Source organism: Dactylosporangium salmoneum, assembly GCF_039532525.1.
GTDB classification, from domain to species: Bacteria; Actinomycetota; Actinomycetes; order Mycobacteriales; family Micromonosporaceae; genus Dactylosporangium; species Dactylosporangium salmoneum.
The window spans coordinates 78,304-97,627 of record NZ_BAAARV010000067.1 but is presented as its reverse complement, the minus strand read 5'-3'; the positions used below and the strand labels follow the sequence as shown (position 1 = coordinate 97,627).

The following is a 19,324-nucleotide window of genomic DNA, read 5'->3' as shown; positions in this document are numbered from 1 at the left end:
CGGGGCGCTGACGTGAGCCCGACTTCGACTCGCCCGGGTGGACGGCTCGGCGTACGCTGCGCGGCATGGCGGCACGAAGCTGGGCAACCTCAATATTCACGGCGATCGGCGTGGCGGCCGGCGCGGGTGCCGCGCAGCTCGGTCTCGGCTACGGCCTGGGGATTGTCTCCTGGCAGCCGACCGGCGACAGCGCGACCGTGTGGGTCAGCAGCCTGGCCTGGGTGACCTGGCTCGCCGCGTCCTCGACGGTCATCGGCGCCATCTGCGCCGACCGGCTCGCCGGCGCCGGAGCCCCGGTCCCGGCCGACCCGCACAGCTTCGGCGGACAGGCCCTCGTCGTCGCCTGGCGAGTGGTGATCGCGCTGGCCGCGGCGGTCGGCTCGCTGATCATCGTGCCGCTGGTCGCCATCCCGGCGCGCACGCCGCGGCCGGACAACGTCGCCCCGTACTTCACCGCCGGCGGGTACGCGATCGCCGGGCTCATCCTCGGTCTCCTCGTCGCCGTCGGCGCGCTCGCCGCCCGGGCCGTCGCGGCCAACATCATCGCCTCGTCGGCCTGGCTGTGGACGCTCGCCGTGGTCGCCGTCGCCGACGTGGTGCGGGCCGACGGCAACACCGCCACCGCCGCCCAGCTCGGCACCTGGCAGTTCACCGACGCGACCTGGGTGCGCGGCATGGTCAACCTGCCCGGCGCCCTGCTCATGCTGGTCATCGCGCTGCTCATCGGCGCCCTGGCGGCGTGGCCGGCCGGGCGGCGCGGGGACAACCGGGTCGGCGTGGCCGTCTCCGGCCTCGCCGGGCCGCTGCTGGTGGCCATCGCCTACCTCCTGGCCGTGCCCGCGCTCGGCGAGCACGACCAGCACATGTCGGCGTTCGTGATCGCGCCGTACGCGATGCTGGCCGGCCTGGCCGGCTCCGTGATCGTGTCCGCCGTCGGGCCGCGCGGCTACCACGCCCAGAACCGGGCCGCCCGCCGCGCCGCCGCCGATGATCGCGACGCCCGCTCCGCCGCCGAGTACTCGGACTGGGCCGCCGCCCTGGCCGAGGCCGACGCCGCCGACTCGCGCCGCCGCGAGCAGGACGAGGACCTGCCCGAGCCGCTGCCCATCCCGACCGGCGCGACCAAGTCGCGGGAGCCGGTCACGGTCGGCGCGGCGGAGCTCGACTCGGGCGCCGCCGATATGGAGTCGGACGCGTACGCCCCGCCGCGGGCGTACGGCCGCACGTACTCCTCCGACTCCGCCGGCAACCGCGCCTACGCCGAGGACACGGTCGACGACGAACCGGCGCCGAAGCTGAACATGCCGGCGGCGACGGGCACGGCGAGCGTCGCCCCGCTGTGGCCTTCCGCCGAGCCGGTCACCGAGGAAGCGCCGGCCAAGCCGTCCGGGCGCACCAAGCGGGGCCGGGGCAAGCCCGCCGAGTAGCTCGGCCTTTCAGCTGGGCCGCCGGGCTGGGGCCGCTCGGCCCGGCCTGGCTCGATCCGCTCAGCTCAGCCCGGCCGGCGTGCTTTGGCCGGGGATGCTCGGCTGGGGCACTCAGCCGGTCCGCTCTGCTTGGGCCGTGACACCCGCCCGGCTCAGCCCGCCCGGTCCCGGCCCGGCTCAGCTTGGCCTGGGCACCTTGGCTCGGCCCCTTCCGCTCGGCTCGGCCCGTCGCGCTTTTGCCTGATCAGCTCGGCCAGCCCAACTCAGCTCAGGCCGCTCGGCCGGAGCTGCTTGCTTGCTTGACCTTGCTTGGGCTGTGGCATCGGACGCCGGGGTGGCCTTTTGCCGTGGCCCGGCGGCCGAGTGGCGGGACGGAGGATGCCCCGCCGGATGCGAGCCGTGCTTGCATACTGCCGTGTTCGCGAAACTCGCTGCGCTCATGGACCGCGGTCGCTGGATCGTCCTCGGCGCCTGGCTGGCGGTGACGATCGCCGGCGCGGTCTTCGGCGGCGGCCTGTTCGACCGGCTGGCCACCACCGACACGAACCGGCCCGACAGCGAGTCGGCCGTCGGGCAGCATCGCATCGACGAGCTCGCCCCGCGCGGCGCGCTGGTGATCGCCGTGGTGGAGGGCCTCGAGCCGTACGATCCGGCGCTCGTCGCCACCGTCGGCGACGCCGCCCGCGATGTGCGCGCCATGCCCGGCGTCAAGGAGGTCAACGATCTCTACACCGGCGTCGGCGGCCAGATCGGCGCGGACAACCGCAGCGTCAGCGTGCAGGTGGAGCTCGATCCGGGGCTCGCCGACGCCCCGCGCGAGGCGCTCGAGGACCGGGTCAAGGCCCGCCTCGAACTGATCAAGGCGCCCACGGTCCGGGTCGGCGGCACCAAGCTCGCCGAGCGCGCCTTCGCCGACCAGTCCGTGCACGACCTCGCGATCGGCGAGAGCGTCGCCTTCGCGGCGCTGCTGGTCGCGTTGTTCCTGATCTTCGGTGGGGTGCTCGCCGCCACGCTGCCGCTGGCCGTCGCGGTCGCCGGGGTGACCGGCTCGCTCCTGCTCCTGCTCGGCATCAGTTACGCGGCGAAGGTGAGCGAGTACTCGCTGAATGTCGTCACGCTGCTCGGCATCGGGCTGGCGGTCGATTATTCGCTGCTCATCGTCGCCCGCTACCGGGAGGAGCTGCTGCGTCACGAGCCGTCCGAGGCGCTGGTCGTAGCCGTGCGGCGGGCCGGGCGGGCGGTAGCGATCTCCGGACTCGCGGTGACGCTGACGATGGCCGGCCTGACCGCGTTCGCCGAGCCGTTGCTGGCCGCGGTCGCGCTGGGCGGGGCGGCGGTCGTCGCGCTGGCCACGCTGGCCGCCCTCACCCTCGTGCCGGCGCTCATCGCCGTGTGCAAGGGGCGCATCCGACCGTTCGGCGAGGGATTCCGGCTGCCGTTCAAGTTCAAGACCGGCCCGGGTGTACTCGCCGTGCTCGCCACCCGCGCGCAACGTGACCCGGTCCGGGTCGCCGCGCTGGCCACGCTCGGCCTGCTGATCCTGGCCGCGCCCCTGCTGGGGGCCAACCTGGCCAACTCCGACGCCCGGGCGCTGCCGCACTCCAACGAGGCCCGCCAGCAGTACGACATCATGGCCTCGAAGTTCCTCAACGACGAGGCCGAGCCGGTCGTCGTGCTCGTCCAGGCCGGCCCGGAGCGGGCCGAGGTCCGCGACCTGATGAACCGCATCGCCAACGAACTGCCGGGCGACCTGCTGCGCCAGGACGTGCGCGACAAGGTGCCCGCCGGCTGGACGATCCTGGACGTGACCCCGAAGGGTGGCGTCGGCGGGACGCAGGGCTACGACCTGGTGCGCCGCATCCGGGCCGTGCCCACCCCGGTGGCGAAGTGGGTGACCGGCCCGGCGGCCGAGGTGGTCGACTACCGCGCCTCGCTCGCCGCCCGCCTGCCCGCCGCCGCGCTGATCGTGCTGCTGGTCACCGTCGTGCTGCTCTTCGCGTTGACCGGCTCGGTGGTCATCCCGCTCAAGGCCGTGCTGATGAACCTGCTGACCCTGGCGGCCACCCTGGGTGTGCTCGTGGTGCTGTTCCAGTGGGGCTGGGGCGAGGTGCCGCTCTTCTTCGACTCCTGGGGCGGACTGGACCTCACCACCCCGGTGCTGCTGTTCGTCTTCATCTTCGGCCTGTCGATGGACTACGAGGTGTTCCTCCTGGCCCGGATCAAGGAGGAGTACGACCTGCGCCCCGACACGGGCCGGGCCGTGCTGCGCGGCATCACCCGCTCGGGCCCGGTGGTCACCGCCGCCGCCGTCTGCATCGGCATCGTGTTCCTGGGCTTCGCCCTGGGTGGCCTGGTCGCCGTCAAGGAGATCGGCGTCGGCATGACGGTCGCCATCCTCATCGACGTCACCGTCGTCCGCGGCCTGCTTCTGCCCGCCCTCATGGCCATGCTGGACGCCTGGAACTGGTGGGCGCCGAGCTTCCTGCGCCGCCGCACCCGGCCGGATCAGGCCGGCGCCCACACCTAATTGAGTCGGATATTGACATTGGTCGTGGTTCCGACGGCTGCCTGTTTCGGCCCCCCTCCGCTCAGTACCCTTCCACAACATGTCTCCAGTGGCGGATCATGATCCGCAAAACGCCGGGGCCGGCTTCGCCGCGGCGCTGCGGACCCGCCGACTCGCCCGGGGACTGACCCAGGACGAACTGGCCACGAGGGCCGGCCTCGGGGTGCGGACGCTGCGGGAGCTCGAACGCGGCCGGGTGAGCCGGCCGCAGCGCAACACGGTGGCACTGCTGGCCGACGCGCTGGCCCTGACCGGCCCGGACCGCGAGGCCTTCCTGGCCGCGTCGGCCGGGCGGCCGCGCGCACGCGACTCCATCCCGGACGCGCCGCGCACCCTGGATGCCCAGCTCGTCCCGTACGTAGCCGAAGCGGCGCCGAACACCAACGGCTGGGCGACCCGGTTCCGGGAGACACCCCGCGAGGACCCCGACTCTCGGAAGGTGCCGGACAACCGCGCTCGGGAAGCGTCGAGCACCCCAGCAATGTCGAGCGCACGGGCGGCCTCGGACGCCCCCGCCCAAGGGGGAACATCAGCCGGACCTCAGCAAGCGCCACCCAGCAAAGACCCGTCGGCGCCAAGCGCCGGCCGAAACCAGCAGGCGTCGGCGGGGCCGCTGCCGTTGCCGACGCTGCCGCCGCTCGTCGGCCGGGCCACGGACATCGCGGAGCTGCTGGAGCTCCTCGGCGCGCCGGAGCCCGACGCCGCCGTGGGCTCGGGCCGTGCCGGATTCGCGTCCGACCGGGCCGCGATGGCCCCGCAGCCGGGCGCGGCGGCCGAGGTCATCGCGCTGATCGGCATGGCAGGGGTCGGTAAGTCCGGGCTGGCGCACTCGGTGGCACATTCCGTGGCGCTGGCCGGCTGGACCGCGGTCTCCGTGACCGTCACCAATGTATCGGAGCCCACCGACATTTTTTCCGCCGTCGCCGCCGTGTTCGGGGTGGCACGGGCCGACGAGCTGGTCGAGCGGTACGCGGGCCGGCGGGCGCTGCTGGTGCTGGACGGGGTGGACCGGTCGCACCGGGCCGCGGTCGAGGCGATCGGCTGGCTACGGGCGCGGGTGCCGTCGGTGCGCATCCTGGCCACCTCCCGCCGGCCGCTCGCCGCCGAGCTGCCGGGCGCGGTCGACTGGCAGGTCCAGCCGCTCGAGGTGCCGGCGGCCGCGGACATCGAGACGGTGCGGCGCAATCCGGCGGCGGCCACGGACATCGAGACGGCGCGGCGCAATCCGGCGGCGGCCACGGACATCGAGACGGCGCGGCGCAATCCGGCGGCGGCCACGGACATCGAGACGGCGCGGCGCAATCCGGCGGCGGCGGCAGACATCGAGACGGTGCTACGCAATCCGGCGGCCGCGGACATCGAGGCGGTGCGGCGCAATCCGGCGGTGGCGCTGTTCGTGGAGCGGCTGCGGCTGGTGCGCCGCGAGCCCGCCCGGGACGACGAGATCGCGACGATCGCGGAGCTGGTGCGCCGGCTCGACGGGCTGCCGCTGGCCATCGAGCTGGCCGCGGCCCGGGGGCGGGTACTGGAGCTGGCGGAGCTGCTGTCCCGGTACGGCAACCGGGTCCTGGCCCTCGCCCCGACGGACCCGGCGGATCCGGCGGGCCGGCGGCTGCGCGACGCGGTCGCCGCCAGTTACGAGCTGCTCTCCGAGCGCGAGCAGGCGGCGCTGCGCCGGCTGTCGACGCTGCGCGGCCGGTGGTCCGTGGAGCTGGCCGAGGCGCTGCTCGATGGCGTGGTCGAGGACGTCGTGGCCGTGCTGGACCGGCTCGTCGGCCTCGGCCTGGTGAGCGTGCGCGGCCCGGGTGACCTGCGCTTCCGCCTGCTCGACGTGGTGCTCGACTTCGCCGCCGAGCGGTGCGCGGACGCGGGCGAGCTGCGGGCCGCCCGGCTGCGTCACGCCGAGGTCATCACGCGGGTGGCGGTGCGCGTGTCGGCCGACCTGACCGGGCCGGCCAGCGCCGAGGCGGTGGCGCGCCTGGACTACTTGAACAGCGACATCCGCTCGGCGCTGCGGTACGCCGCGGTCCGCGAGCCCGAGGTCGCCCTTCGCCTCGCCGGGGCCATCCCGCGCTGGTGCCGGCTGCGCGGCCGGGACGTGGAGGCCTACCACCTGCTGCGCCGGCTCCTCGACGACCGGCGCACCCGCGACTGCGACCCGGGCGTGCGGGCGTGGGCCCAGGTCGGCGCGGCGATGCTCGCGATGGCGCACGGCCAGGGGGTGCGCGAGCTGTGCGCGACCGAGGCGGCGCTGCAGGTGCTGGCCGGGCGGGGCGACGTGGCCGGCGAGCTGACCGCGCGGGCGCTGCTGGCCGGCATCTGGCAGGCGCTGGGCGGGGCCGACGAGGCGCGCCGGCACAACGAGGTGGTGCTGGGCCTGGCCATCCGGGCCGGCCGCCCCCGCGAGATCGCCGTGGCCCAGAACAACCTCGCCTGGACCGACATCCTGGCCGGCGACCTGACCACGGCGGCCCGCCGTCTCGCCGGCGCCGGACGGCGGGCGGCCGAGGCCGGCGACGCCCGCCTGCGCGCGCTCACGGAGGCGAACCTGGCCGAGGTGGCCCGCCTGGACGGCCGCTTCGACGAGGCCGTCGACCTGGCCCGCGGGGCCGCCGCCGCGATCGGCGAGGTGGGCGACCCGATCCACCGGGTGCGCGTGCTCGGCACCCTGGGCCAGGCCTTCGCCGAGGCCGGCCGCCCGGACGAGGCGGCCCGCGTGGTGTCCGAGCTGGCCGCGGTGCCGGGCAGCGCCGGCACCACCGCGATGATCGAGGGTTACCTGGCGTTGTCGCGCGGCGACCGTCCGGCCGCGGCCGGCGCGTTCCAGTCGGCCGCCGACCTCCTGGCCGGCCGCGACGACATCCGTGACGTGCTGGAGGCGCTCACCGGCCTGGCCGCCAGCGCCGACCCCCCGCGCCGCGCGCGGGCCGTGGAAGACCTGACCGGCCTGCGGGAACGGGCCCGGATGGCGCTGCTGCCCCGCGAGCGCCGGCTCCTGGCCCACCTGGAAGGCACGGACGAAGACCCCCTGGCGGCGATGTCACGCCTGCCCACCTAACTTCGTCCGTGCCGGCGGCCGACGTTATCCCAGCCAAGAAGCCAAAAATCCGAAGATTCCGACGTGTACGTACAATTGACCCCGGACCTGCCGGTAATTCTGCCGGTGGGCGATCGTTGACCGTCCGTCGCGAGAATGCCTCACGTTACCGGCCGGGAGCAGCAGCGATGAACCCGTGCACGAATCCGGCCCGCGAAGCCCGGGACGGATTTCAGGCGGCCGAGCGCATCGGCGGCACGCCCGACGTGGCCTCCGGCCGGACCGCGTCACGGATCGTGCGCAGCCCGCTCAGCAACGCCTCCAGCTGCGACTGGCCGAGCCGGCCGGTGAACCACTCCTCGATCAGGGCCACGTGCCCGGGCAGCACCTCGCGCATCTTGGCAAAGCCGGCCGGGGTGATCACGGTGAACGAGCCGCGACGGTCGGTCGGGCAGGCGCGGCGCGTGGCCAGGCAGTCGCGCTCCAGGCGGTCGACCACCCGGGTCACGCCGCTGGTCGACAGCCCCGTCTGGGCGGCCAGGTCGGTCATGCGCAGCTCCCCGCCCGGCGAGCGGGCCAGGCGCACCAGCACCTCGAAGTCGACGTTGCCCAGGCCGTGCTCGGCGAGCTGGACGTTGAGCCGCGCGTTCACCCCGGAGAAGGCCTCCACGAACAGGCCCATGGCGGTGATTCGCGGATCTTCCAGCATTTCGTCGGTCACAGTGCAAGTCTAGCAGAGAGCTTGACGAACGAGAGTCTGCCGAGTGTATATTTGCGGCGGCAATCTTCTTCCGAACCGCACAACCGAGGGAGTCATCATGACGGCACCCGCCAACACCCGCGAGTACAACGGTCTCACCATCCCCACGCCCGGGAAGTTCGAGCTCGACCCGGCGCACACCCGCGTGAGCTTCACCGCGCGCCACATGATGGTCAGCAAGGTGCGCGGCGGCTTCACCAGCGCCACCGGCAGCATCGTCATCGCCGAGGACCCGCTGGAGTCGCACGTCGAGGTGACCATCGACGCGGCCAGCATCGACACCGGCGTGGCCGACCGTGACGGCCACCTGCGCAGCCCCGACTTCCTGCACGTGGAGCAGTGGCCGTCGCTGACCTTCAAGAGCACCCGCGTGGTCGGGCTCTCCGGCAACGAGTTCAAGCTCGTCGGCGACCTCACCATCCGCGACGTGACCCGCCAGGTCGAGCTCGACGTCGAGTTCGAGGGCCACGCCAAGAGCCCGTGGGGCCAGGAGGTCATCGGGTTCAGCGCGACCACCGAAATCGACCGCGAGGAGTTCGGCATCACCTGGAACCAGGCCCTCGAGACCGGCGGCGTCCTCGTCGGCAAGAAGGTCAAGATCGAGATCGGCGCCGAGGGCGTGCGCCAGGCCTGAGCCCAGCCGCCGGTAAATCTGGAAATTTCCGATTCGCCGGTGTTTGACCATCGTGCAGAGGGTGGGCGAATTCTCCCACCCTCTGCAAGGTTCTGCTCACCGTCGGCTGACTTCATGTCCGTTTTGTCCCTAGCGGTACGTCTGGACTCCTCCTAACGTGGGGGGTCCAAGAGGGGCCAGGGGGCAGGCATGGGCCAGGAAGTCACACGGGGCGCCTTCTCGCGTGAGGACCGGGCTCGATACCGACGGAAGGTTCGTCGCTGCCTGGACGTGTTCGCGCTGATGCTCAACGACTTCCGGTTCGACTCCGACCGGCCGATGACCGGCCTGGAGATCGAGGTCAACCTCATCGATCCGGACGCGCAGCCGGCCATGCGCAACGCCGAGGTGCTGGCCGACCTCGCCGACCCGTCGTTCCAGACCGAGCTGGGCCAGTTCAACCTGGAGATCAACGTCGCACCGCGCGTGATCGAGGGCAATGGGCTGGAGGTGTACGAGCGGGAGGTCCTGGCCAGCCTGGTCCACGCCGACGAGCGCGCGCACAAGTCCGACGCCCGGCTGGTGCTCATCGGGATCCTTCCCACGCTGCGGCCCGAGCACCTGGTGCTCGCGAACATGTCCAACGACCCGCGGTACCGCCTCCTGAATGACCAGATCATCAACGCCCGCGGCGAGGACATCGCGCTCGACATCCGGGGCCACGAGCGGCTGGAGGCCCAGTCCGACTCGATCGCGGGCGAGTCGGCGTGCACCAGCCTGCAGTTCCACCTGCAGGTCGCGCCCGAGGAATTCGCGATGTACTGGAACGCGTCCCAGGCCATCGCCGGCGTTCAGGTCGCGGTGGGGGCCAACTCGCCGTACCTCTTCGGCAAGCGGCTCTGGGCCGAGACCCGCATCGCGCTGTTCGAGCAGGCCACCGACACGCGGCCGGAGGAGCTGAAGGCGCAGGGCGTCCGCCCGAGGGTGTGGTTCGGCGAGCGCTGGATCACGTCGATCTTCGACCTGTTCGAGGAGAACGTCCGGTACTTCCCGCCCCTGCTGCCCATCACCGAGGACGAGGACCCGGTGGCGGTGCTGGAGGCCGGCGGCGTGCCCCACCTGGGCGAGCTGCGCCTGCACAACGGCACGATCTACCGCTGGAACCGCCCGGTGTACGACATCATGAACGGCCGCCCCCACCTGCGCGTCGAGAACCGCGTCCTGCCGGCCGGCCCTACCGTGGTGGACCAGCTCGCCAACGCCGCGTTCTACTTCGGCCTGGTCCGCGAGCTTTGCGAGCAGGAACGGCCCATCTGGACGCAGATGCCGTTCTCTGCGGCCGAGGAGAACTTCCACACCGCGGCCCGGGAGGGACTCGACGCCCACGTGTGGTGGCCGGACCGCGGCGAGATCGCCGCGGCCGACCTGGTCCTGGCCGATCTGCTGCCCCTGGCCGAGGCAGGCCTGGACCGCTTCGGCGTCCACCCGGCCATCCGCGACCGCCTGCTGGGCGTGATCGAGGCCCGGTGCCGCACGGGCATCAACGGCGCGACCTGGCAGACGAGGGTCGTGCAGTCGCTCGAGCAGCGCCACCACCTGGACCGGCCGGCGGCGCTGCGGCAGATGCTGCAGCGGTACTCCGAGGGCCTGCACGAGAACGTGCCGGTCCACACCTGGCCGATCTGACCGCCCCGCGCCTCGGGCTACAGGCCGATCGCGCGGGAGATGATCATGCGCTGGACCTCGGACGTGCCCTCGCCGATCTCCAGGATCTTCGCGTCGCGGTACATGCGGCCGACCGGGGTCTCGTTCATGAAGCCGTAGCCGCCGTGGACCTGCGTCGCCTCGCGGGCGTTGAGCATCGCCGCATCGCTCGCGGAGAGCTTCGCGATCGCGGCCTGGCGCTTGAAGTCGCGGCCGTTCACCAGGCGGCTCGCGGCGTCGTAGTAGGTCAGGCGGGCCGTGTGCGCGCGGCTCTCCATGTCGGCGATCTTGAACTGGATGGCCTGGTACTCGGCGATGGCCTTGCCGAAGGCCTGGCGCTGCTTCGCGTAGGCGATCGACTCGTCGACGCAGCCCTGCGCCAGCCCCACGCCGAGCGCGGCGAAGGCCACCCGGCCCTCGTCCAGCGTCCGCAGGAACTGGGCGTAGCCCCGGCCGCGCTCGCCGAGCAGGTTCTCGGCGGGCACGCGCACGTCGTCGAAGGACAGCTCGTGCGTGTCGGAGGCGCACCAGCCGACCTTCGAGTAGCCGGGCTGGACGGTGAAGCCCGGGGTGCCGCTCGGCACGATGATGGCCGACAGCTCCTTGCTGCCGTCGGGGTTGGTGCCGGTGACGGCGGTGACCGTCACCAGGGCGGTGATGTCGGTGCCGGAGTTGGTGATGAAGGCCTTCGAGCCGTTGATCACCCATTCGCCGGTGGCGGGGTCCTGGACGGCGCGGGTCTGGGTGCCGCCCGCGTCGCTGCCGGCGCCGGGCTCGGTCAGGCCGAAGGCGGCCAGGGCCTCGCCGGACGTCAGGCGCGGGAGCCAGTGTTCCTTCTGGGCCTGGGTGCCGTACCGATATATCGGCATGGCGCCGAGGGAGATGCCGGCCTCCAGCGTCACCGCGATCGAGGAGTCGACGCGGGCGAGCTCCTCCAGGGCGATGCAGAGGGCGAAGTAGTCGCCGCCCATGCCGCCGTACTCCTCGGGGAACGGCAGGCCGAACAGGCCCATCTTGCCCATCTGGCGGACCAGGTCGTAGGGGAAGGCGTGGCGCTCGTAGTAGTCGCCGATCACCGGGGCGACCGCATCGTGTGCGAACTCCCGGACGGTGGCGCGCAATGCCTCGAGGTCCTCGGAAAGCGCGAAGTCAACCATGGTGCGGCCCCTTCAGACGGGTGTGACGCCGTGCCGGCGGCGGGAGAAGCCGCGGTCCTTGGACCGGGCCGCGGCGAAGCGGCGGACCAGCTCGCCGCGCAGCGCCGCCGGCTCCACGACGGCGTCGACGACGAGCTCGCTGGCCAGGCGCATGATGTCGATGTCGCGGTCGTACTCGGCGCGCTTGGCCGCGACGAAGGCGGCGCGCTCGTCGGCGTCCTCGATCGCGGCGATCTTGTTGGCGTAGACGGCGTTGACGGCGGCCTCGGCACCCATCACGGCGATCTTGGCGGTGGGCAGGGCGATGGTGGCGTCGGGCTCGAAGCCGGGGCCGGCCATCGCGTAGAGGCCGGCGCCGTAGGCCTTGCGCACGACGACGCAGATCTTCGGTACCGTCGCCTCGGAGATCGCCGTGATCATCTTGGCGCCGTGGCGGATGATGCCCTGCTTCTCCACCGCGGAGCCGACCATGAAGCCGGGCACGTCGGCGAGGAACAGCAGCGGCACGTTGAAGGCGTCGCAGAGCTGGACGAAGCGGGTGGCCTTGTCGGCCGAGTCGACGAAGAGCACGCCGCCCTTGAACATCGAGTTGTTGGCCACGACGCCGACGGTCTGCCCGTCGAGGCGGCCGAAGCCGACGGTGAGCTCGCGGGCCCAGAGGGCCTGGATCTCGAAGTACGAACCCTCGTCGAGCAGGCCGCGGACGACCTTGCGCATGTCGAAGGCCTGCCGCTCGCTCGCCGGGATCTCGGGCAGCCCCGTCGCCTCCGCCGCGGCGGCGACCGGCGGGTCGGCGGTCCACGAGGAGGGCAGGTAGGACAGGTACGACCGGACGGTCTCGATGGCGTCCTGCTCCGTCTTGCACAGGAAGTGCCCGACGCCGCTCTCGGCGCAGTGGACCCGGGCGCCGCCCATGGCCTCGAGGGTGGTCTTCTCGCCGGTGACCATCTCGACCATGCGGTCGGAGCCGAGGTACATCGACGCGTTGCCCTCGACCATGGCCACGACGTCGCAGAACGCGGGGATGTAGGCGCCGCCGGCGGCCGAGGGGCCGAAGAGCGCGCAGGCCTGCGGGATGCTGCCGCTGGCCCGCACCTGGGTGTGGAAGATGCGCCCGGCGCCGCGCCGGCCGGGGAAGAGCTCGACCTGGTCGGTGATGCGCGCGCCGGCGGAGTCGACGAGGTACACCATCGGCACCCCGGTCGCGTAGGCCTTCTCGATGATCCGAATGATCTTCTCGACGGTGCGCGCGCCCCAGGACCCGGCCTTGACGGTGGAGTCGTTGGCCATGAGGCAGACCGGCCGCCCGTCGACGGTCGCGGTGCCGGTGATCACCCCGTCGGCCGGGAGTCCGTCGGCGAGGGCGTTGGCGAACAGCCCGTCCTCGACGAAGGAGTCCTCGTCGACGAGCAGGGCGACCCGCTCGCGCGCGAAAAGCTTGCCGCGGGCGGCATTTGCCGTGTGGTACTTCTCGGCGCCACCGGCCTCGACCCGCTTCCGAAGCTGGGTGAGGGCTTCACCCTCCATGGTGCAACCTCCGCGTCGGCAACCTGAACGATCGTTCACGCCTAACGATCGTTCAGGTTAGCCGACGCGGAGGTGAAGTTCCAAGCCGGACGCGGGTCGGTGTGCATCCGGCCAGGTGGTCCGGGTACCCCCTGCGGCTCAGGGGGTACCGCTATGCCGTCGGAAATCGCCGTCAGCAGGAGTAGGCGAGCGCCCCGCCCGAGCTGGAGGCGTTGGAGAAGCCCAGCAGCGAGATCGCGTTGCCGGAGATGTTCACCGGCACCTGGACGGTGGTGTCGAACTGGTTGCCGTTGAGCAGGCCGGCGTTGAAGCCGGTGGTCCAGTCGCCGCAGCCGCCCTTCACCGCGGTGGCCCCGCCGCCGTTGCTCGAGCCGTTGCCGCCGTGGTGACGGTGGTGACGACGGCCGTGGTTGTCGTCGCCGTTGCCCTGGCCCGAGCCGTTGTCGTAACCGCCGTTGTTCTGGCCGTTGCCGTACCCGTTGTCGTCGCCGACGCCCGAGCCGCCACCGTAGCCGTTGTCGCTGGCCGGCGAGAGGCCCGCGCCCGTGCCCTTGTGGTTCTTCTTGGCGTGCTCGTCCAGCGAGACCGACTTGTGGTTCGAGGTCTTGGCCTTGTGCATGTGGGCCTTGGCCGACGCGTTGTTGGCCTTGACGTCGCTGGCGTTGCCGCTGCTGTGCGGGTAGGCGTTGCTGTTGCCGTTGGTGTCCGCGCCGTAGCCGTTGTCGCCGTTGTCCGAGCCGTTGCCGTAGCCGCCGTCGCCCTGGCCGTTGCCGTTGCCGCCGTGGTGGTGGCCGTGGCCGTGGCCCCAGCCGTTGTCGCCGCCCTGGCCCCCGCCGTTGACGTCGCCCTTGACCGCGGTGGCGCCGCCGCCGCAGTTGGCGCTGGCGAAGCCGAGGATCGCGATCGAGTTGCCGCACAGGTTGATCGGCAGCTGCAGCGTGGTGTCGAGCTGGTTGCCGTTGAGCAGGCCCGCGTTGTAGCCGGTGGTGTGGTCCGACTCGGTGGCCTGAGCGCTCTCGGTGGTCGCGCTCTCGCCCTTGACCGCCCACGCGCCGCCCTGGCTGGACGCGCCCGCGAAGCCCAGCAGCGCGATCGCGTTGCCGGAGACGTTGATCGGCAGCTGGGCCGTGGTGTCGAACTGGTTGCCGTTGAGCAGGCCCGCGTTGTAGCCCGAGGTCCAGTCCTCGGTGCGGTTCGCGACGCCCTCGGTGGCGTAGTTGCCGTTGCTGCCGGCGCTGTAGGAGCCGTTGCCGCCGGCGTTGTAGCCGCCGTTGCCGTTGCCGTTGCCCCCGCGGTGGTGGCGGCGGCCGTGGCCGTCGTTGTCGGCGCTGACGCCGCCCTTGACGGCGGTGGCCCCGCCCGAGCTGGAGGCGCTGGAGAAGCCGAGCACCGAAACGGCGTTGCCGCTGATGTTGACCGGCACCTGCAGCGTGGTGTCGAGCTGGTTGCCGTTGGCGACGCCGGCGTTGTAGCCGGTCGTCCAGTCCTCCGTGGTGGCGCTCTCGGTGGCGCTGGCGCTCTCGGTCTTGACCGCCGTGGCGCCGCCGCCGCAGTGCGCGTCGGCGAAGCCGAGCACCGCGATCGAGTTGCCACAGACGTTGACCGGCACCTGCAGGGTGGTGTCGAACTGATTGCCATTCAGCAGACCGGCGTTGTAGCCGGTCGTCCAGTCCGCGTGCGCGGCGCCGCCCGAGACGAGCAGGAAGCCCGCGGAAAGCACGCCCACGTTGAGCGACTTACGAACCCACGTCTTCATGGTGGAAGTGAGACCCTTCGGTAGTTTTCGATCCTCGGTACTGCAGATGGGCGCGGTACGAAGCCATGAGCCTGCGTGCGGGCAGGCTCCCCCCGGCTCCGCCCTGTCGACGTGCGCCCGGTTTGGTGCGTGGTGCGTATTACGAGATGCCGCGATGTGGTCGATGCGGGTCCGCTGGGACCAAGGCGTGCATTCCGGCTGTCGGCTCCGCCTTGACCCAAACCGGATGGCCCGCTCGGCGTCGCGCGTCGGCTTGGCCGGAACGGCCTCAGTCGGGTGAGACTGTCGGCTCCTCGGCTGCGAGCAGCCGCAACTCGACGTCCTCGACCGCCTCCGGCCGGAAGGTCAGCACCTTCGCGCCGGCCGGTGCGGCGGGCAGCGCGGCGGCGCCACCGTCGTGGTTGACGCCCGAGCCGGTGCCCGGGGCCCCCACGGCGAGGCCGACCGCCGGCGGCGCCGGGACGGGCGCCGGGCGGGGCAGCAAGGGCACGTGGTGCGTACCCTGCGCAACGTTCCGGTCCGCGACCGGCTGGACGTGCGCGCCGTCGAGCCCCTCGGCCGCCCGGAGGGCGCGGAGGCGATCGGCCGCACGTGCGGCGACGGCCGGGTCGACGCCGGCACCTCGGGTGCCGGTCGCCGCGGCGGTGACGTCGCCGACGGACCCGTCGCGGACCGGCTCGGTCTGGACGACCGGCTCCTGCGTCCGCCGCGGGTGGGTCTTGAGGATGCCGGCCTTTGCCGGCCTCTTGGTGCTCGCGTGCTTCGCGCTCGACGCGTCTGCCGTCGCCGAGCGGTCGGTCCGGGCGGTCCGGTCCACGGATTGGACCGGCGCCCGGGTAAGGGTCACCGTCCCGGTCACGGCCCCGGTGACCGTCGCGGTCACAGGCGGGGCGGCCTTCGCCACCGGGCCCAGCACCGCGAGCACGGTGCCCGTGACAAGGTCACCGTGCTGCTGGTGGTTCTGCTGGCCGGACAGTCCGGCCCCGGTGAGCAGGCTTGTCACCGGCGAGAGCAGTTCGGGCTGGTCCGAGGCGTGCGCCGCAGAGGCCGACAGCAGCCAGGCGACGCCGGCGAAACCGGCGACGATCAGGCCGCGGACGGCGTACCTCGCGCAGCGGGAAACGGCCGGCAGCGAAGCCGTGCGCGGGTTGCGCTCGCTCCTCGACTGGGCCATGTCCGCCTCTCAGTACGGGCTCAATGTCGGGCATTCGCCCCACATGTGACTCTTTCCGTACTGAGCAACGACCCGCCCCGGCCGGGGACACGCCACAACAACGGGCGAATCGGGCACAAGCCTCAGAAGGGGAGGCGGGGACCCGCCTTGAGGACCCCGGAGGGCAGCTCCCGACCCACCATCCCCTGCGCCAGGCGAGCGGCCTCCAGCAGGGCTTTCAGGTCAATGCCCGTGTCGTACCCCATGTCGTGCAGCATGTGCACCACCTCTTCGGTGGCCACGTTGCCGGTCGCCCCCGGCGCGTAGGGGCACCCGCCGAGCCCGCCGACGCTGGCGTCGAACTCGGTGATCCCCAGCCTCAGGGCGGTGAGGATGTTGGCCAGCGCCGTGCCGCGGGTGTTGTGGAAGTGCAGCAGCAGGGGCAGGTCGGGGTGCCGGTCGCGGACCAGCCCGACGACCTCCTCGACCCGCCGGGGCGTGCCCATGCCGGTGGTGTCGCCGAACGCGACCCGGTCGGCGCCGTCGGCCACGACCCGGTCGACGATGCCGGCCACCCGGGCGGGGTCGACGTCACCCTCGAAGGGGCACCCGAACGAGGTCGAGATGATCACCTCGGCGCTCGCCCCGGCGTCGTGCAGCAGGGCGATGAGGCCGGCGATGTCGTCGAGGGACTCGGCGGTCGAGCGGTTGACGTTGCGCCGGTTGTGGGTGTCGGAGGCGGAGACGACCACTTCGATCTCGGTGAAGCCGGCGGCCAGCGCCCGCTCGGCGCCCTTCGAGTTGGGGACCAGGGCGGAGTAGCGCACGGCGGGGTTCTTGGTCGCGCGTTGCCACACCTCGGCGGCGTCCGCCATCTGGGGGATCGCCTTCGGGTGCACGAACGAGACCGCCTCTATCCGCCGTACACCCGTCAAGGAAAGGGCGTCGAGCAGCCGCACCTTGTCGTCGGCCGGCACGGGGTCCTCGTTCTGCAGGCCGTCGCGCGGCCCCACCTCGCGGATCGAGATCTCGGTCATCGCATCCTGCCCACAATGCCGGTGTCGTAGTCGCCCGAGACGAACTCGGGCCGGTCCAGGAGCTCGGCGAAGAACGGCAGGTTGACCTTGGGCCCGGCGATCTCGAACCCGGCCACCGCGGCGCGCAGCCGGGCCAGCGCCTCGGCCCGGTCGGCCCCGTGCACGATCAGCTTCGCCATCAGCGAGTCGTAGCTGGGGGTGACCGTGGTGCCGGCCGAATACCCGGCGTCGACCCGCACGCCGTCGCCGACCGGCTCGACCCAGGTCGTGATCGCGCCCGGCCCCGGCAGGAACCGCTTCGGGTCCTCGGCGTTGACCCGGACCTCGATCGCGTGGCCGGTGACCGTCAGCGCGCCGGGGTCGAAGCTCGGCTCCAGCCCGGAGGCGACCCGCAGCTGCTCCTCGACCAGGTCCACGCCGAACACGGCCTCGGTGACCGGGTGCTCGACCTGCAGCCGGGTGTTCATCTCCAGGAAGAAGAACTCGTCGCCGGCCGGGTCGAACAGGCACTCGACGGTGCCGGCGTTGCGGTACCCGACCGCCTCCCCGGCCCGCACGGCCGCCGCGAGCAGGGCGGCCCGCACCGGCGGCGTGAGCGCGGGCGACGGCGTCTCCTCGACCAGCTTCTGGTTGCGCCGCTGCACGGAGCACTCGCGTTCGCCGAGCGCCACGACCCGCCCGTCGTGAAGACCCAGGATTTGTACCTCGATGTGCCGGACCCGCGGGAAGTAGCGCTCGATGAGCACGGAGCCGTCGCCGAACATCCGCTCGGCGAACCCGCGCACCGTGTCGTACTGCTTGCGCAGCCCTTCGGCGTCCTCGGCGACCGCCATGCCCATGCCCCCGCCGCCGGCCGCCGCCTTGACCATCACCGGGAAACCGATCTCGGCCGCGGCCCTCAGCGCCTCGTCCGCCGTGCGGGCCGGCTCCTTGCTCCCGGGCGCCACCGGCACCCCGGCCGCCGCCATGAGGTTGCGCGCGTTGATCTTGTCACCCATGGCCTCGATCGCGTCCGGCCCCGGCCCGACCCAGATCAGCCCGTGGTTGATCACCTCGGCCGCGAACGCCGCGTTCTCCGACAGGAACCCGTACCCGGGGTGGATGGCCTCCGCCCCGGTCGACTTCGCCGCGTCCAGGATCGCCCGGGCGTTGCGGTAGGACTGCGCGGGGTTCGCCGGCCCGATCTCGACGGCCTCGTCGGCCTCGGCCACGAACGGCAGCCCGGCGTCCGCCTCGGAGTACACCGCGATCGTGCGAATCCCCAGGCGGCGCGCCGTGCGGATGATCCTCCGGGCGATCTCCCCGCGGTTGGCGACGAGCAACGAACTGAGCATTCGGCCGGCTCTCCTGTGGATAACTCTGTGGGTAGGAATGCGGGCGGCCTGTGGATAACCCTGTTGACGCCCGCGAAGGGTCACCCCTGCAGCGCGGAGAGTGTCGCCGCGCGCAGCAATTCGGCTCGGCGCGTCCGGTCGACCTCGCCACCGAGGAACGGCGTCGAGTTCATGAGGCCGAACGCCGCGTGGGCCAGGACCCGGGCCTCCCCGTCGGTCAGGTCACCGTCCCGCAGCGCGGTCAGCGTGCCGACCCACTCCTCGACGTAGAGGCGCTGCAGCCGCCGGATCTGCCGGCGCGGCTCGTCCGGCAGCCGGTCGAGCTCGTGCAGGTGCAGGGCGATGACCGCCGGGTTGGCCAGGGCAAACTCGACGTGGAAGTCGACCAGCGCGGCCAGCGCCACTGCTGGGTCCTCACCCGCCTCGGCGATGCGGGCCTTGCCGCCGGTCAGCAACTGCTCGCTGACCGGGATGAGGGCGGCGGCGAGCATCGCTTCCTTGCCCTTGAAGTGGTGGTACAGCGCCGGCCCGGTGACCCCGGCGGCCGCGCCGATGTCGTCCATGGAGACGCCGTGGTACCCGCGCGTGGCGAACAACCCGACAGCGATCTCGAGAATCTCGTCCCGCCGCGACCGCCGCCGCGGCGCCCGGCCACCCTCCGCCTCGGCGGACTGGTCGCTCGCGTGAGCGGCCGGCTCACCACCCGTCGACGCCGCGCCGGCACCGGCGGGCCCGGAGCCGCGGGACTGGGTCGGCGGACGGACGGCTTGTTGTTCGAGCGTCATGGGGAAAGCCTAACCTGGTGTCAAGCCATGGACTGAACGCTCGTTAAGTTAATCACGACGCACCGTCACGTCAAACTCGACCCCTCCGACCTCCACCCCGTCCGCGCCCCGGCGGCGCGCTCCGGGGCTTCGCGCTGCGCTACCACCGAACCCGCCGCCGCAAACAAACTCCGAGCCCCCGGCGGTCGACCGGGTGGGCCGTCACCCAGCCGGTGGCCGGGCGACCGTCGGCCCCACGGAGCGGCGAGCGCCGGACCGTGGGCCGCCGGCGGGCGGTTGCACCGATGAAAGAACGGTGTGTGGATGGGCGGGTAGAGGACGCGCCCGGGTGAGGCCACGGCGGCCGATCCTGGCGAACAGCCCGGGGCGACCGATCGGCGAGGCGGCGGCAACGCCCAGACAGCGCAGCGACGGGCCGCCGGAGGTCGCGCCGACAGGCCGGGTGGGCGCCCACCCGGCCGGCAGAGC

The 19,324-nt window shown here is 72.5% G+C and carries 13 protein-coding genes; 5 read left to right on the top strand and 8 right to left on the bottom strand.

All coding sequences use genetic code 11. The annotated features are described in order from the left end of the window. Nucleotides 1–65: 65 nt before the first annotated feature. The 3 genes from ABD352_RS34405 to ABD352_RS34395 all read left to right on the top strand — a co-directional run bounded on the left by ABD352_RS34405 (nucleotide 66) and on the right by ABD352_RS34395 (nucleotide 7,051). Entirely contained in the window at nucleotides 66–1,427 is a 1,362-nt protein-coding gene (locus ABD352_RS34405) for a hypothetical protein (RefSeq protein WP_344616705.1), read from the top strand. Nucleotides 1,428–1,842: 415 nt separating this feature from the next. After that, nucleotides 1,843–3,954 carry an MMPL family transporter gene (locus ABD352_RS34400; protein ID WP_344616704.1) on the top strand — a complete coding sequence of 704 codons (2,112 nt, stop codon included), beginning with the start codon at nucleotides 1,843–1,845 and terminating at the stop codon, nucleotides 3,952–3,954. Between the two features lie 79 nt (nucleotides 3,955–4,033). After that, nucleotides 4,034–7,051 (top strand): helix-turn-helix domain-containing protein, encoded by a 3,018-nt coding sequence (locus tag ABD352_RS34395; protein WP_344616703.1) that lies wholly within the window; start codon nucleotides 4,034–4,036, stop codon nucleotides 7,049–7,051. A 211-nt stretch (nucleotides 7,052–7,262) separates the two neighbouring features. Here the strand turns inward: ABD352_RS34395 and ABD352_RS34390 are convergent, their stop codons facing one another. Then, on the bottom strand, nucleotides 7,263–7,751 hold the full coding sequence (locus ABD352_RS34390; RefSeq protein ID WP_425553763.1) for a MarR family winged helix-turn-helix transcriptional regulator: 489 nt from the start codon (nucleotides 7,749–7,751) through the stop codon (nucleotides 7,263–7,265). A 97-nt stretch (nucleotides 7,752–7,848) separates the two neighbouring features. Here ABD352_RS34390 and ABD352_RS34385 point away from each other — a divergent pair, with 97 nt between their 5' ends. Together ABD352_RS34385 and ABD352_RS34380 are read left to right on the top strand one after the other, a co-directional pair. Further along, on the top strand, nucleotides 7,849–8,424 hold the full coding sequence (locus ABD352_RS34385; protein WP_344616702.1) for a YceI family protein: 576 nt from the start codon (nucleotides 7,849–7,851) through the stop codon (nucleotides 8,422–8,424). 189 nt (nucleotides 8,425–8,613) lie between these two features. Further along, nucleotides 8,614–10,089 carry a glutamate-cysteine ligase family protein gene (locus ABD352_RS34380; RefSeq protein WP_344616701.1) on the top strand — a complete coding sequence of 492 codons (1,476 nt, stop codon included), beginning with the start codon at nucleotides 8,614–8,616 and terminating at the stop codon, nucleotides 10,087–10,089. 17 nt (nucleotides 10,090–10,106) lie between these two features. On the opposite strand, the gene ABD352_RS34375 is transcribed toward ABD352_RS34380, so the two are convergent. The 7 genes from ABD352_RS34375 to ABD352_RS34345 all read right to left on the bottom strand — a co-directional run bounded on the left by ABD352_RS34375 (nucleotide 10,107) and on the right by ABD352_RS34345 (nucleotide 18,856). Beyond that, the gene (locus tag ABD352_RS34375) at nucleotides 10,107–11,264 is read right to left on the bottom strand and encodes an acyl-CoA dehydrogenase family protein (RefSeq protein WP_344616700.1); all 1,158 of its coding nucleotides are present in this window, start codon (nucleotides 11,262–11,264) and stop codon (nucleotides 10,107–10,109) included. 12 nt (nucleotides 11,265–11,276) lie between these two features. Further along, nucleotides 11,277–12,791 (bottom strand): acyl-CoA carboxylase subunit beta, encoded by a 1,515-nt coding sequence (locus ABD352_RS34370; protein ID WP_344616699.1) that lies wholly within the window; start codon nucleotides 12,789–12,791, stop codon nucleotides 11,277–11,279. 172 nt (nucleotides 12,792–12,963) lie between these two features. After that, a complete protein-coding gene (locus ABD352_RS34365) occupies nucleotides 12,964–14,547 on the bottom strand; it encodes a chaplin family protein (protein ID WP_344616698.1) in 1,584 nt (527 codons plus the stop codon). A gap of 268 nt (nucleotides 14,548–14,815) precedes the next feature. Beyond that, entirely contained in the window at nucleotides 14,816–15,721 is a 906-nt protein-coding gene (locus ABD352_RS34360) for a hypothetical protein (protein WP_344616697.1), read from the bottom strand. A gap of 122 nt (nucleotides 15,722–15,843) precedes the next feature. Further along, complete coding sequence (locus tag ABD352_RS34355) at nucleotides 15,844–16,737, bottom strand: hydroxymethylglutaryl-CoA lyase (protein ID WP_344616696.1); 894 nt, start codon at nucleotides 16,735–16,737, stop codon at nucleotides 15,844–15,846. After that, nucleotides 16,734–18,071: an acetyl-CoA carboxylase biotin carboxylase subunit gene (locus tag ABD352_RS34350; RefSeq protein WP_344616695.1), complete on the bottom strand. Its 1,338-nt coding sequence runs from the start codon at nucleotides 18,069–18,071 to the stop codon at nucleotides 16,734–16,736. Before ABD352_RS34350 ends, ABD352_RS34355 begins: the two co-directional genes overlap by 4 nt. A gap of 80 nt (nucleotides 18,072–18,151) precedes the next feature. Further along, nucleotides 18,152–18,856, bottom strand: a complete 705-nt coding sequence (locus ABD352_RS34345) for a TetR/AcrR family transcriptional regulator (RefSeq protein WP_344616694.1) — start codon at nucleotides 18,854–18,856, stop codon at nucleotides 18,152–18,154. Nucleotides 18,857–19,324: the final 468 nt, after the last annotated feature.